Origin of the sequence: Mesorhizobium sp. B3-1-7, assembly GCF_006439385.1 — a bacterium.
Classification (GTDB): domain Bacteria; phylum Pseudomonadota; class Alphaproteobacteria; order Rhizobiales; family Rhizobiaceae; genus Mesorhizobium.
This window is the reverse complement of sequence record NZ_VFTL01000011.1, coordinates 54647-68686: the sequence shown is the minus strand read 5'-3', so window position 1 is coordinate 68686 and position 14040 is coordinate 54647. Positions and strand designations below refer to the sequence as shown.

The window sequence follows — 14040 nt, the reverse complement described above, 5'->3', positions numbered from 1 at the left end:
ACGGCTATCGTGCGCGCCGCATCGCCTTCAGGATCGCCTCGTCGCGCTCGACATTGAGCTTGCTCTCGAAGTCGAAATGCCAATCCCTGTCGCGCAGCGCGGAAGTCGAGGCGTCGCCGCGCCGGATTTTCTGGTCGAGGTCGGCGAGCGAGCGCGACCAATAGTGATTGATCCTCAGGATATCGAGCTGGGGAGGCACGCCGGGTGCGATGGTCCGTCGATGGGTGTCCATCCCTTCACCGGACAGGAATTTCGACTGATGGACGCCCGGCTTGTAGACCATGCGGGGATTGAGGATTGTCTTGACCGTCGTGATGTCCGGCCCGGCTCGCATCGTGTATGCCTCGACCACCCGCCGTTCCGGTCGCTCGACATGGCCGGAGGAGCCATAGAACGCTTGCCAGACGCAAACGCCTGGCAGGTCGCGATAGTCCCTCAGAACCGAGGGCACGTCACGTCCGTCGGGCGCGAAAAGAAACTCATCGATGTCGAAGAATCCGATCCACAACGCGTCACGCCAGTGCCTGCGGATGCAGTCCCTATAAGCCGACAGTTGCCCCACCGGCCGCGGCCAGTCGACCAGCGTAACCAGCCCCTCCTGGATGAACGGGTTCAACACGGCTTTGAAGTCGTCGGTCGAGAAGTTGTTGTAGAGATAGAAATGCTCAAATCCCACATTCTGGTGGAACCTGATCCATTCGGCCAGGAACGGCGCTTCCTCACGGAAGATGGCGCAGGCCGTCAGCTTGAATCGGGGCGCCCTCGACACCGCCCGATCGCGCAATCTCGCACGCATGACAAGCGGCATGCGAACAAGGGTCTTGAGAGATTTCCTGAAGTTTTTCAATGCGGTGCCCTAAGCGGTCGAGGTCGATGGCCGCGGTGCCATGGGCTCGCATGGCCTATCCCCGCTTGCGCAATTCCGGGTGCATCTCGATCTCGCGGGCAAGCGAGACCGCCGCGTTCACATAGGGCTCCTGCCGGGCGACGCTCCAATATTTGAGCTCGTCGAGGGGAATGTTCTCGCCCGTCACCGCGCAGCGCACGAAAGAGCCGGGACTGGTGACCTGGAAGTCGCCGTCGAGATAACGGATCCGGGCTTCCCTGCCGCCCGGGCCTTCGAAACGGTTCATCATGAAAGGACGCTTGAGCTCATCGGGTTTCAATCGCCACAAATCGCAAGCAACGTCAAGCTTGACGCAATGCTCATCCAGTATGGCTGAGCGGCAAAATGGTTTCCGGAATCCGGCATGGACATCGCCTCGACCCGCCTGAACACGCTGATCAAGGAGGCGCTCACGCCGCAGGCGGTGCCGTCGCCCAAGGCCGATCCGGCGACGACGGCTTTGATCAAGGCGCTGATCCAGCCGCCGGCGCCCACGACGGGGCAGGCGGCGCAAATCGCGGCCCAGTCGCTGCAAAGCGCGCAGCCGCGCCAGGCCGCTCAGGCATCGCAACGCCTGTCGTCCTCCGAGGTCGAGGACGCCTACCGGGCCGTCATGGAGCCCGATGCCGCCGCCGACGATACGCCGGCAAGACCCTCGACCGGCCGGGCGGCGACGGATACCGATCAGGCCCCACGCGGCTTCGTTCCGCCACCGGCAGCGGTTACCGACAATATGTCCAGGCCCGCGGTTGCGCCCGCATTATCCACGTTTTCGCCGGCCATCGCTTCCGCTTCAGCGCTGGTCGCGGCCAATGCCAACGCGCCTCAGCCGCGCGGTGCCTCCGTCCGCCCGGCTGGACATGCCCCGCGATCGGAAGCCGCGCCGATATCCCTTTGGACGATCTCGGTTGTCACGGCCATCGTCTCTGCGGTGACGGCAACGATCATGGTGCTGCTGCTTCGCTAACCCCGCTCAGAGCAATTCCAGGAAAAGTGTGAGCGGTTAGGCCCGGCGACTTCGCCGTTGCCTTTCCGTCCGGGATTGCGTCAAAAAATAAGGAGATGGAGTGGTTCGCCGTTTTCGTGAAACGGTGAAACGCTCCAATGCATGTCGCCCGGAAGTGCGCAGCGGTTCTGGGACAACGACATGCATCAAAACAAAGACTTAAGCGCGTCGCCTGAATCCCTTTCAGCGCGACGCGCTTTAGCCGTCGTCCTGAAGGAAAGCTTCGAGCTTTTCCGGAGCAAGCCCTGCCTGTTCGGCGATGCGCCTGGCAAGGTCCGCCGCCGCCGCGCGCGGCCGGCCGACCGGGCGGTCCATCCAATAAGACACCGGATTGAGCGCGACGCGCTCATCGACGGCGACGATACGGCCGGACCCGATCTGGTCCGCCGTGAGCGGCGGTCGCGCCAGCGCGATACCCAGCCCGTGCGCTGCCGCGTCGAGCACCAGATTATAGTCTTCGAAACGCCGGTCCCGGGGGCGCGGGCGATAATCCACGTCCTGCGCCGCGAACCAGGCGCGCCAAGCGGAAGCGTCGGAATCGTTGATCAGCGGGAATTTCAGCAGCCGGGCTGGGTCGCCTCGTCCGATCTCCTTCGCCAGCTCGGGCGAGGCGATCGGGAAAATATGCTCCTCAAACAGCTGCACCGAGACGCGGCCCGGGATGCGGCCGCGCCCGCAGCGCACCGAAAGGTCGATGCCTTCGTCGGCGAGGTCGGCCTGGCGGTTGTCGACGTCGAGCACGATGCGCAGCTTGGTCGGATGGTTCTCCAATACGGCCATGCGCGGCATCAGCCACAGCCCGCTCACCGACGGGATCGAGGCCAGCCGCACCACGGCGGTGCCGCGCGGCTCGACCCAGCGGTCGGAGTTGGACGAGATCAGCGCCAAGGCCTCGGTGGTCCGCAAATGCAGGCGGTTGCCCTCGATCGTCAGCGTCACGCCACGCGCGTTGCGCTCGAACACCTTCAAGCCAAGCCAGCCCTCCAGCTTGGCGATCTGGCGGCTTACCGCGCCATGGGTGAGGTTGAGTTTTTCAGCCGCCGCGGAAAAACTCCCCATACGCGCCGCCGCATCGAAGGCGCGCAAGGTTTCGAGCGGCAGTATCTGGTCAGAGCTGTGAGCCATGTTCACAGCTGACCCTCGAATTGGTCGTTTGTCAATTGCCCGGCAATGGCGTTTTCTGCGTCCATGGCAAGGAAAGACGAGGTTACGGCAATGAGCGCTTACACCGGCACGTTGAATGAGACACAGCGCATGGACACCACCGCCGCGATCGCGGTGACGTTGACGGTCATCGGCTGGGCCTCGGCTTTCCCGGCAATCCGCGCCGGCCTTGCCGCCTTCCAGCCGCTGGAGTTAGGGGCGCTGCGCTTTGCCATCGCGGCGGTTCCGGCCGCCATCTTCCTCGCGGTGAAGCGCCCGGCGCTGCCCAGGATCGACGAATTGTGGCGCTTCGGCTTCGGCGGCGCCATCTTCGTCGCGCTCTACACCGCCATGCTCAATTTCGGCGAGCTCACCGTCTCGGCGGGCGCGGCCGGCTTCATCATCAATGTCAGCCCGATCTTCACCGCCATCATGGCGATGGCGCTGCTTGGCGAGCGCTTCTCGGGGCTTGCCTGGCTGGGCACTGTCATCTCCTTCGCCGGCATCGGCATCATCGCGGTCGCCGGCGGGCACGGCCTGCATTTCAACGCCGGCGCGCTGCTGGTGCTGGGCTCAGCACTTTGTTCCGCCGTCAACACCATCGTGCAAAAGCCGCTCTTTGCCCGCCATCATCCGCTGACGATCTCCGCCTCCAATATGGTGCTCGGCGCGCTCTGCCTGTCGCCGTTCCTGCCGGAAGCGTTTTCGCAGGCGGCGGTCGCCGACACCGCCGGTCTCGGCGCCGTCATCTATCTCGGCATCGTGCCCTCGTTGATCGCCTATGCCGCCTGGGCGACCGCGCTCTCGCGCCTGCCTGCCGCACGTGCGTCGAACTTTCTCTACCTCGTCTCGCCGACCTCCGCCTTGATCGGCTTCTTCTGGCTGGGCGAAGTGCCGTCGCTGCTAGGCATCCTCGGCGGCGCGCTGGCGCTGGGCGGCGTGATCGTGGTGAATTTGAAGCGGTAGATCAGAGAGTTGTGATCGTTTCCCGACTCGATTGATGATTTGCGATCCGTCACCGATGCCCTCTGTGATGTAGGCACAGGGCGAGCTATCCTGATCCGACTTGATGAGGGGGACCGGGATGGGAAGAGGGCTTGTAGCCGCGTTTTTCTGTTTGCTCATGCTGAGCGGGAAAGCCTTCGCGGGCTGGTATCAAGTGGAAAACTACGAAGGCTCCATCGGGCCGAACCCGGTCCATTTCTCCCTGCAGCGCTATGCCAGCTTCGGCAGCGGCATCACCGTCGAAGGAAGCTATTTCTACGACGCCAGGCAAAACCCGATTGCGATCTACGGCAAGGCGGAGGGCTCAAAGCTGACGCTGTGCGAGATCGCGGACGACAAGGAATTTCAACGCGTCCTCGTCATGGGGTCGAAGACACCCGTCGACACCTCGGGATGTCCTTTCTCTCTCGAGATCAGTGACAGCGGCGTTGCGGGAAGCTGGAGCAAAGGCGTGGACAAATTTCCCGTTACGCTCAGGAAGGTCGCGAGTCTCGACGATACAGGCGACCTGAAGATCGACGGCACCGTCGAAATTCCCTTTTGGGCTGAGACGACCCGCGACAGATTTGCGGGGATCTACACGAAGTCCGACGCCGGCATCTGCATGACGAAAATGCTGGTGATCGATAAGAAGAAAAAGAAAGCCGTTCAGGAGATCGGCTTCGACGATGAGGACTGCAACGCCGGTATGTCGACGACGCCCATTTACATGAACGTGCAAAAATGGGTGGAGAGCGGCAAGGTCATCATTTCAGTGGATTTTGGAGGCGGCAAATTCGCAAGCGCGAACGACTATGTCCTCAACCCGAAGTCAAGAAAATACCATCTAAAGCAATGAATATTCAGGTCTGCCCTATTGTAGTGGCGGATCACCGTCCCTGCGTCGACCTTCTCCAGTATGATTGAGCCACGCGGCGCACGCTCTCGCCAAGACTTTATGTGTTGTGCTATCGGTCCGACGGGGGAGCATTTAATATGGCTGAGCCGAACGACGAGAATCTGTGGGCAACGGCGCAGACCTGGCAAGCATTGGCTGTCGCTGCCGCAATAATCACGCCTGTCGCATGTTTGTTTTTCCTGCCTTGGATACTGCAGGCAGACGACGACGAAGCGATGCTGCGCCGCGTCCAAATGGCTGGAGCCGCAGCTGCGATCGGGGCTACCCTGGTGACGTTCTGCACAGTTGTCTGGCGCGGCCTTATCTCGACCCAACAGGCGAGGCTGCAAAGGCACCAGATCGACAAGCTTTCCGACCAGATCGCGGCGACTGAGCGCAACAATCTCGCAGCGCTCCTTCAGAAGGGAGCCGAGCTCATCGCGGAGACCGATAAACCGGCGAAGGTCGCGGCCGGCGTCGCCTCGCTGCGCGCCGTCGGAGAAGGTGCTGAAGACAAGTTCGCGGTCCAGGCGATGGATATCATCGCCGACTATCTTGTCGGTCGAGCGGAGGAAATCTTCGACAACAAAACGCTCGCGATTGCCGCCGTTGACGCGCTCGGATTGATTTGGCAACAAACCGGAAGGCTATCCACTCGCGTGCTCAATCTGACCTACGACGGACAGGTCGAGCATTTTCACCTGGTCACTGGCGTGAGAGAAGTCGCCTATCGCCGGGGCGACTTCTACGGGGTGGAGCTGACCCCAGAATCCAAGGGCAAGACCTTTGTCCGTTTCGAGATGTGCACGATCCTGGAGAGCGAGATTGATCTCGGTCTCGGACGCTTCGAGGGCGTCGCCTTCAGAGATTGCGCGATCATCGCCTTCAACGCTCTGAGGCGCAGACAGAATGTCCACTTCCACGACTGCGATTTCAGCAAGTGCAATGTCCAGAATGTGGAGCGCTTTCCCGATCTTCGGCCGTACGGGTGCTATTACCTTGCAAAGTGGCCGCCCATAGGCGCACCGCCGGAATTTGATTGGTCGACGAGATTACATGTGGGGCGACCAGCGGACGAAGAATTGTAGGGGAGCCATGCCGCCCGCCTTTCTGGCGCAGCGCTTTGGTTCGGCGTCAGGTTGTGCCTCAAAGCCCCACGTCTGCCAGCCGGGCTGGGGCGATCGGCAAAACATCCCTAGGCGTGGCATGTCGGGGTACAGCCGCTCGATCAGGAGAAGTTCGAAATAGTAGAACGACGAGTGGCCGATGCCGAGTTGCTCGTCGGGATAAACCTTTTCCAGCACCAGAACGACTTTAAGCGAACCCCAGGCCTCGTGACGGCGTGGCTGTTGGCGAGATCGATCACCCAGAGGAACAACACTGCATCGCGCCCGGCTGTGCAACTGGCCGCTAACCCTGCTGTTGCGCAACGAGCCAGGCGCACGATCACCGCCGCCCGAACAGCCTTTCTATGTCGGCGAGCTTGAGCTCGATATAGGTCGGGCGGCCGTGGTTGCAGGTGCCGGACCCGGGCGTCGCCTCCATCTGGCGCAGCAGCGCGTTCATCTCCTCGGCCTTGAGCAGCCGGCCTGACCGCACCGAGCCGTGGCAGGCCATGGTCGCGGCTATTCTGTCCAGCCGTTCCTTCAGCGTCTCGACGGTGTCGTTGTCGGCGATCTCGTCGGCAAGGTCGCGCACCAGCTGCTGTACATTGGTCTCGCCCAGCATCGACGGCGTCTCGCGCACCGCCACCGCGCCGGGGCCGAAGCGCTCGAGGCCGAGGCCGAATTTGGCGAGCGTGTCGGAATGCATCGCCAGCCGCTCGGCATCATCTTCCGGCAGGTCGACGATCTCGGGCAAAAGCAACATCTGCGAAGGCACCGCGCGCGCGTGCAGCGCATTCTTCAGCGCCTCGTAGACCAGCCGCTCATGCGCGGCATGCTGGTCGACGATGACGAGCGAATCCCGCGTCTGGGCGACGATGTAGTTCTCATGCACCTGCGCGCGCGCCGCACCCAGCACCATGCCGAGCAGCGCTTCGGCCGGCTCAGCGACGCCGGCCCGAGCGTCGGCACTGGCGAGCGGGCCGGTGTCGAAGGCGGCCTGCTCGTTCTCGGCAAAGCCATTGGACCGCGGCCTTGGTTCAGCGTAGCCCATGTCGAGTGGCCGCTGCGCCGAGCGCAACGGATCGAAGCCTCCGGAGCCGGAAGCGTGATAAGCGGCCTCGTAGCTGCGATGGCCGTTGGCCGGGCCGGCATGCGAGTAGGGCGCCGCCCCCGGCCGGAATGCCGCCATCATGCCGGCGGCCCCCGTGGTCGCCGCGCGGATGCCAGCGCCGGCCAGCGCCTCGCGGATGGCGCCGACGATCAGCCCGCGCACCAGGCCGGGATCGCGGAACCGCACATCGGCCTTGGCCGGATGGACGTTGACGTCGACTGTCCCCGGGTCGAGCGTCAGGAACAGCACGGTCACCGCATGCCGGTCGCGCGGCAGAACGTCGGCGAAGGCACCGCGGATCGCGCCGGCGATCAGCTTGTCGCGCACCGGCCGTCCGTTGACATAGGCATATTGCTGCAGCGCATTCGCCCGCGTGTAGGACGGGATCGAGACGTGGCCGGCGAGGTGGACACCCTCCCGCGCGGCATCGATGGCAATGGCATTGTCGGGAAAATCCTTGCCCATCACCTGCGCGACGCGGGCAAGGCGGCCTTCCGGCGTGTCGTCCGTAGCCGGCAGTTCCAGCGTCGAGCGGTCGGGACCGGCAAGCGTGAAGCGCACGGCCGGGAAAGCGATCGCGATGCGCTTCACCACGTCGCTGGTGGCCGAGCTTTCGGCGCGCTCGCCCTTCATGAATTTGAGCCTGGCCGGCGTGGCGAAGAAGAGGTCGCGCACTTCGACCGTGGTGCCGCGATTGGCCGCCGCCGGCTTCACCGGTAAGACGCGCCCGCCGTCGATGGCGATCTCGGCCGCGCTGTCGCCGCTTGCCGTGCGCGAGCGGATCGACAGCCGCGCGACGGAACCGATCGAGGGCAGCGCCTCGCCGCGGAAGCCGAGCGAGCGGATGTCGTGGATGTCGTCGGAGAGCTTCGAGGTGCAGTGCCGCGCGATCGCCAGCGCCAGCTCCTTTTCGGGAATGCCCGAGCCGTCATCGGTGACGCGGATGAGGTTCAGACCGCCGCCCGCCGTGACGATCTCGACGCGCGAGGCGCCGGCATCGAGGGCATTCTCGACCAGCTCCTTCACCACGCTCGCCGGACGCTCGATGACCTCGCCGGCGGCGATCTGGTTGATCATCGTTTCGGAAAGCTGGCGGATCGGCATGCGGTCATTATAGGCGGATTCGCGGCCGGTGGGGGAGGGAGAGAATGACGGCGGCGGTGGATCAGCTGGCGGCGCGAATCTCGCGCACCCCCTTGCGCAGCCGTCGCCGCAACAAGTTGCGCAACGTCACCCCATCGCCGTAGCCGACCTTGGCCGCGATCTCCTCGACGCTGTCCGATGTGGTTTTCAAGAGATGCACCGCCTGTTCGACGCGCAGATCCTGGAAGAAGGACAGCGGCGTCTTGCCCAGCACATCGTTGACGCGCCGTGACAATGTGCGCTTGCTGGCGCCGAGCGCCGCGGCCGCCTCATCGAGGTTGAAACCGTCGGCAAGCCGTCCACGCGCCCATCGTTCAAAGCGCTCGACCAGCGGATTCGAATGAGCAAGGTGATCTGAAATTGCGTAGGCAGATTGGAGCGGCCGGCTGTCGACGATCAGATATTTCGCGGTCAGCGCAGCGAGTTCCGGACTTGCCTGCCGGATCACCAGCAAAGCGAGATCGATATGGCCGAGCGCTGCGCCCGCGGTGACGAATTGGCCGTCATTGACCAGCATGCGCGAAGCGTCGAGCCGTATTCCGGGATAACGCTGCCTGAACATCGGCGCCAACCACCATGTCGTCGTCGATGGCCGTCCGTCGAGCAGGCCGCTTTCGGCGAGAACGAAGGTGCCGATGCACGCCGCGCCGATGCGTGTGCCGTCGCCGGCACGAGCCTGCAGCGCTTTGACCGCCGCGCCGACATCGCTCCGCTTCAGGGCAGCGCCCAGTGGCTCGGGCATTTTCTGGCCGAGCGCAGGGATCAAAAGCCAGTCGGGGGCTGGTTCGCTGCCGATCGGCACGACTGGCACTTGCATTCCCTGTGCGGTGCGCACGCTGTCGCTAACCCCCACGATGGTGGTGACGAAGCGGTTGGGCGGCGCCGGCAGCATGGCGGCGAGTTCGTTGGCCGTACCGAAGACGTCCAGAACGCAGGCCAGCCCGGTGTCGAATGCGCCGTCGAGAACAAGTACGGAAATGTTCATGGCAAGAATGATATCAAAGAAGTCATTTCTGCCAATACTGTTTTCGCCTCAGTGCTGCGACCCTGCTCCGCGACGGTCGATCTGGCCGTGCACCGAAGGAGAGAAGAAATGATCAAGCTTGCACTGTTCGCCCGTTTCGAAGCCAAGCCTGGCAAGGAAAAGGACGTCGCGGCCTTCCTGCAGGCGGGGCTGCAGCTTGCCAACCGGGAGGCCGGGACGCCGATCTGGTTTGCCCTGCAGCTTTCGCCAAGCGTCTTCGGCGTTTTCGACGCCTTTCACGACGAAGCCGGGCGCGAGGCGCATCTCACCGGCGAGATCGCCAAGGCCTTGATGGCCAATGCCGAGACCCTGTTTGCCGGACCGCCGACCATCGACAGGATCGATGTGCTCGGGTTGAAGAACGACGGCTCGGTGTGAGCCTGTCGGCCGCACCGTGAACTGGCTATATGCCGGCTTGCGGTGCGCGGTTTCACGCCTGCGCCACCAGCCAGTCCCTGACCCTTCGCGCATTGTCACTGAGATCTCGGTTCTTCGGCCAGATCACATGGAAGCCGATGCCGGTCCGCATCACATGGTCGGTCACCGGCACCAGCAGCCCGGACGCAACCAGCCGCTCGACCAGATGCCGCCATCCGAGCGAGATGCCTTGTCCCTCCATCACCGCCTGGATCACCAGCGCATAATCGTTGATGCGCAACCCGCGCTCGGCATTGCGCAGGCTGGTGCCGGCGGACGCGAACCATTCGTCCCAGTTGGGCGCCTCGCGGTAGGGCTCCTCGAGATGGATCAGCCGGTGCGTGGCCAGTTCCTCGACCGTCCTCGGCTTGCCGAATTTGGCGAGATAGCTCGGTCCCGCGACCGGGAAGATCTCCTCGTCGGAGAGCGACAGCGAGTGATAGTCCGGCCAGTCGCGCGGCACGCCGCCGCGCACGCCGAGCGGAATGCCCTCGGCGATGATGTCGAGATCGCGGTCGGCGGTCTGGATGCGCAGGTCGACGCCCGGCAGTTCGTCGCGGAACTGCTGCAGGCGCGGCATCATCCAGAACGAGCCGAAGGCTGTAGAGGCGGCAAGCGTCACGTGCCCGCCCGTCGCCTGCAGGCGCAGGTCCTCCGCCGATTTGCGGATATGCGACAGGCCGAGCGAGACGTCGGCATGGAAGCGCTCGCCGGCCTCCGTCAGAATCACCTGGCGGTGGCGCCGTTGGAAGAGCTTGGCGCCGAGCTGCTCCTCCAGGCCGCGCACGGCATAGGAGACGGCCGCCTGGGTCATGCCGAGTTCGCGTCCGGCGGCGGTGAAGCTCGACAGCCGGCCCGCGGCTTCGAAGACGATGAGGCTGCCGGCTGAGGGCAGGAGGTGGCGCAGGCTTCGCATAAGGTGAGCTTATACAGAAGATCAGGATTTTCCAGCGTCACAGCCATATTTTGCCTCGCTAACGTGAGTGGCGGGAAGAAGGAGGCTCCATGAACGCACCGGCCGTTGAATTGACCGAACAGACCCACCGCCGCGGCGGTGGCCGTCTTGGCCGCAAGGCGCTGAGAAGCACGCCGATCGCGTCCTTCCCGACCCTTGTCCGCAAGATCCCCGCCTATGAGATCGTGCCTGACGAGGCGGTGGAGCTGATCCACGAGGAATCGCTCAAGATCCTCGAGGAGGTTGGGTGCGAATTCCGCGACGACGGGGCGATCGAGCTCTGGAAAGCGGCCGGCGCGGACGTGCGGGAGACGCGCGTCCGTATCGACCGCGCTTTGCTGATGGAACTCGTCTCGAAGGTTCCGGCGGAATTCACGCTCAACGCGCGCAACCCCGAGCGCACCGTGCGCGTCGGCGGCAAGAACTCGATCTTCGTGCCGATGTATGGCGCGCCCTATATCCGCGACCTCGACAACAAGCGCCGTTACGGCACGCTCGCCGACCTCAACAATTTCCACAAGATGGCCTACATGGCGCCGGCGCTGCATTCGTCGAGCTCGGTCATCTGCGAGCCGATGGAAATCGCCGTGCCGAAGCGGCATCTGCACATCATCAATTCGGCCCTGAAACATTCCGACAAGCCGTTCATGGGCATCGTGACGTCGAAGGAACGCGCCGAGGACACGATGGCGATGGCTGGCATCGTCTTCGGCGAGGACTTCGTGCGCGACAACCCTGTGCTGGTGGCGATCACCAACTGCAATTCGCCGCTGGTGTGGGACGCCACCATGATCGACGCCATGCGGGTCTATGCCAGCCACAATCAGCCGCTGATCCTGGCGCCCTTCGCGCTGTGCGGCGCGTCGACCTCGGCCTCCGCCGTCGGGGCTGTGGCGCAAGTCAACGCCGAGGCGCTTGCCGGCGTGGCCCTGACCCAGCTCATCCGCCCGGGCTCGCCGCAGATCTACGGCCAGTTCATGGTCACCGTCGACATGAAGACCGGCGCTCCGATGGGCGGCACGCCAGAGGCGGCCCAGATGATGTATCTGATGGGCGCGCTGGCCAGGAAATACAAATTGCCCTGGCGCACCTCCGGCTTCCATGTCGGCTCCAAGCTCAACGACGCGCAGGCCGGCTATGAGGCGAACATGCTGATGCATGCCGCGATCCTGTCCGGCGCCAATTACATCTGGCATTCCGCCGGCTGGCTGGAAGCGGGCCTCACCTGCGGCTATTCGAAATTCGCCACCGACTGCGAGCAGCTCGTCGGCTGGTATAAATATGCCGGCGGCGTGCCTTTCGACGATTTCAAGGAAGCGATGGCGGCGATCCGCGAGGTCGGTCCGCAAGGGCATTTCCTCGGCACGCAGCACACGCTCGAGCATTTCGAGAGCGCCTTCTTCATGCCGAACATCATGGACTTCAACTCCTTCGAGCAATGGAACGCCGAAGGGGCGAAGGACCATGACACGCGCGGTCGCGAAAAGGCGCGCGCCATGCTCGCCGACTACCAGGAACCGAAGCTCGACGAGGGCATCGCCGAGGGTCTCGCGGATTTGATCGCGCGGCGTGAGGAAAAGCTGCCGGACAGCGTTAGTTGATGGATAGCAGCGTTAGTTGACACCAACCGGGCGAAGACCTGAAGAAATCAATGGGAGAATGAGAATGACACTTTTCAGAAGCAATGGTGACCGGGTCCCGGCCGCTATCGAAGCGATGGCAGAGGAAGCGCGGGCGGGTCGTGTCGACCGGCGCGAATTCCTGGCTCTGGCGAGCGCCTTCGGCGCGTCGACGGCTTTCGCCTATGGCATGCTCGGCCTTGCCGCGCCGACCAAGGCACTCGCCGATGAGCCCAAGAAGGGCGGAACGCTGCATGTCGCGATGTCGGTCAAGGCGCAGAAGGACCCGCGCACCTATGACTGGACGGAGATGGCGAACATCACCCGCACCTGGCTGGAGCCGCTGGTGCGCTACACGCACCAATTCACCTTCGAGCCGGTGCTGCTCGAAAGCTGGGACGTCAATGACGACGCCACCGAATACACGCTGCATCTGCGCAAGGGCGTCACCTGGAACAATGGCGATGCCTTCAACGCCGACGACGTGGTCGCCAATCTGAACCGCTGGTGCGAGAAGGGGGCGTCCGGCAATTCCATGGCCGCCCGTGTCGGCGCGCTGATCGACGCCAAGACCGGCAAGGCCAAGGATGGCGCGATCACCAAGGTCGACGACCACACGGTCAAGTTGAAGCTCAACGAAGCCGATATCGCCATCATCCCGGGCCTCACCGACTATCCGGCCCTGGTCGTCCACCGCGACTTCGACAAGGATGGCGCCGATCCGATCAAGAAGCCGATCGGCACCGGAGCCTTCGAGCTGGTGTCTTATTCGGTGGGGTCGAAAGCGGTCGTCAAGCGCCGCGAGAACGGCAAGTGGTGGGGCGGGGAAGCACCGCTCGACGGGGTCGAGTTCATCGACTACGGCACCGACTTCAACGCCACGCTGAATGCCTTCGATTCCGGCGAGATCGATCTCGATTTCGAGACGCCGGCCGACTTCATCGACCCGCTCGACAAGATGGATCTGGTGAAATCGGAGGTGGCGACGGCAACCACGCTCGTTGCCCGCACCAACGTCACGCACAAGCCCTATGACGACAAGCGGGTGCGCAACGCGCTGCAAATGGCGGTCGACAACAACCAGGTGATGCAGCTCGGCTACAATGGGCGCGGCACGGTCGGCGAGAACCACCACGTCAGCCCGATCCATCCCGAATACTACCCGCTGCCCAAGAAGGAGCGCGATGCCGCCGGCGCCAAGAAGCTGATGGCCGACGCTGGCCAGGCCGACTTCGAGCATGAGCTGATCACGGTCGAGGACGAATGGCAGAAGAACACCGGCGACGCGATCGCCGGCCAGTTGCGCGACGCCGGCATCAAGGTGAAGCGCACGGTGCTGCCGGGCTCGACCTTCTGGAACGACTGGACGAAATATCCTTATTCCATGACCATCTGGTACATGCGCCCGCTGGGCGTCCAGGTGCTGGCGCTCGGCTACCGCACCGGCGAGGCTTGGAACGAAACGGCTTATTCCAACCCGGATTTCGACGCCAAGCTCAAGGAGGCGCTGTCGCTCATCGATGTCGCCAAGCGCAAGGAGGTGATGAAGGACGTCGAGACGATCCTGCAGGACTCCGGCGTCATCGTCCAGCCCTTCTGGCAGAAGCTCTACTGCCATATGAACAAGAAGGTGAAGAACTACACGATGCACCAGACCTACGAAATGGACTTCCAGAACGTCTGGCTGGATGCCTGAGCGCGCCTGGACTTCATGAGCCGCAAAAAAGCCGATATGCAGGATGCGTGGT

At 63.6% G+C, this 14040-nt stretch carries 13 protein-coding genes and 1 pseudogene; 7 read left to right on the top strand and 7 right to left on the bottom strand.

Annotated elements, in window-relative coordinates:
- Positions 1-4: 4 nt before the first annotated feature.
- Positions 5-796, bottom strand: a complete 792-nt coding sequence (locus FJ417_RS11545) for a glycosyltransferase family 92 protein (RefSeq protein ID WP_246687432.1) — start codon at positions 794-796, stop codon at positions 5-7.
- A 106-nt stretch (positions 797-902) separates the two neighbouring features.
- Positions 903-1136 carry a DUF2093 domain-containing protein gene (locus FJ417_RS11540; RefSeq protein ID WP_040986608.1) on the bottom strand — a complete coding sequence of 78 codons (234 nt, stop codon included), beginning with the start codon at positions 1134-1136 and terminating at the stop codon, positions 903-905.
- A 114-nt stretch (positions 1137-1250) separates the two neighbouring features.
- On the opposite strand from FJ417_RS11540, the gene FJ417_RS11535 reads away from it, so the two are divergent.
- Positions 1251-1853 carry a hypothetical protein gene (locus FJ417_RS11535; protein WP_140783497.1) on the top strand — a complete coding sequence of 201 codons (603 nt, stop codon included), beginning with the start codon at positions 1251-1253 and terminating at the stop codon, positions 1851-1853.
- 237 nt (positions 1854-2090) lie between these two features.
- Here the strand turns inward: FJ417_RS11535 and FJ417_RS11530 are convergent, their stop codons facing one another.
- Complete coding sequence (locus FJ417_RS11530) at positions 2091-3017, bottom strand: LysR substrate-binding domain-containing protein (protein ID WP_140783496.1); 927 nt, start codon at positions 3015-3017, stop codon at positions 2091-2093.
- 90 nt (positions 3018-3107) lie between these two features.
- Here FJ417_RS11530 and FJ417_RS11525 point away from each other — a divergent pair, with 90 nt between their 5' ends.
- The 3 genes from FJ417_RS11525 to FJ417_RS11515 all read left to right on the top strand — a co-directional run bounded on the left by FJ417_RS11525 (position 3108) and on the right by FJ417_RS11515 (position 6005).
- Entirely contained in the window at positions 3108-4001 is an 894-nt protein-coding gene (locus tag FJ417_RS11525) for a DMT family transporter (RefSeq protein WP_140783495.1), read from the top strand.
- A 118-nt stretch (positions 4002-4119) separates the two neighbouring features.
- The gene (locus tag FJ417_RS11520; protein WP_140783494.1) at positions 4120-4878 is read left to right on the top strand and encodes a hypothetical protein; all 759 of its coding nucleotides are present in this window, start codon (positions 4120-4122) and stop codon (positions 4876-4878) included.
- A 137-nt stretch (positions 4879-5015) separates the two neighbouring features.
- On the top strand, positions 5016-6005 hold the full coding sequence (locus FJ417_RS11515; RefSeq protein ID WP_140783493.1) for a hypothetical protein: 990 nt from the start codon (positions 5016-5018) through the stop codon (positions 6003-6005).
- A 54-nt stretch (positions 6006-6059) separates the two neighbouring features.
- On the opposite strand, the pseudogene FJ417_RS33500 reads toward FJ417_RS11515, so the two are convergent.
- From FJ417_RS33500 to FJ417_RS11500, 3 genes and pseudogenes are all read right to left on the bottom strand, one after another.
- Positions 6060-6146, bottom strand: a pseudogene (locus FJ417_RS33500) (DNA methyltransferase); the annotation flags it as partial.
- A gap of 217 nt (positions 6147-6363) precedes the next feature.
- Complete coding sequence (gene mutL / locus FJ417_RS11505) at positions 6364-8238, bottom strand: DNA mismatch repair endonuclease MutL (RefSeq protein WP_140783491.1); 1875 nt, start codon at positions 8236-8238, stop codon at positions 6364-6366.
- 61 nt (positions 8239-8299) lie between these two features.
- Positions 8300-9262: a helix-turn-helix domain-containing protein gene (locus FJ417_RS11500; protein ID WP_140783490.1), complete on the bottom strand. Its 963-nt coding sequence runs from the start codon at positions 9260-9262 to the stop codon at positions 8300-8302.
- A 108-nt stretch (positions 9263-9370) separates the two neighbouring features.
- Between FJ417_RS11500 and FJ417_RS11495 the strand changes: the two genes are divergently transcribed.
- On the top strand, positions 9371-9679 hold the full coding sequence (locus FJ417_RS11495) for an antibiotic biosynthesis monooxygenase (RefSeq protein WP_140641219.1): 309 nt from the start codon (positions 9371-9373) through the stop codon (positions 9677-9679).
- 52 nt (positions 9680-9731) lie between these two features.
- Here FJ417_RS11495 and FJ417_RS11490 read toward each other — a convergent pair whose 3' ends face one another.
- Positions 9732-10634 (bottom strand): LysR substrate-binding domain-containing protein, encoded by a 903-nt coding sequence (locus FJ417_RS11490; protein WP_140641221.1) that lies wholly within the window; start codon positions 10632-10634, stop codon positions 9732-9734.
- Positions 10635-10723: 89 nt separating this feature from the next.
- Between FJ417_RS11490 and FJ417_RS11485 the strand changes: the two genes are divergently transcribed.
- Positions 10724-12274, top strand: coding sequence for a trimethylamine methyltransferase family protein (locus FJ417_RS11485; protein WP_140783489.1), 1551 nt, complete (start codon positions 10724-10726; stop codon positions 12272-12274).
- 64 nt (positions 12275-12338) lie between these two features.
- A complete protein-coding gene (locus FJ417_RS11480) occupies positions 12339-13988 on the top strand; it encodes an ABC transporter substrate-binding protein (protein ID WP_140783488.1) in 1650 nt (549 codons plus the stop codon).
- The last annotated feature ends 52 nt before the right edge of the window (positions 13989-14040 follow it).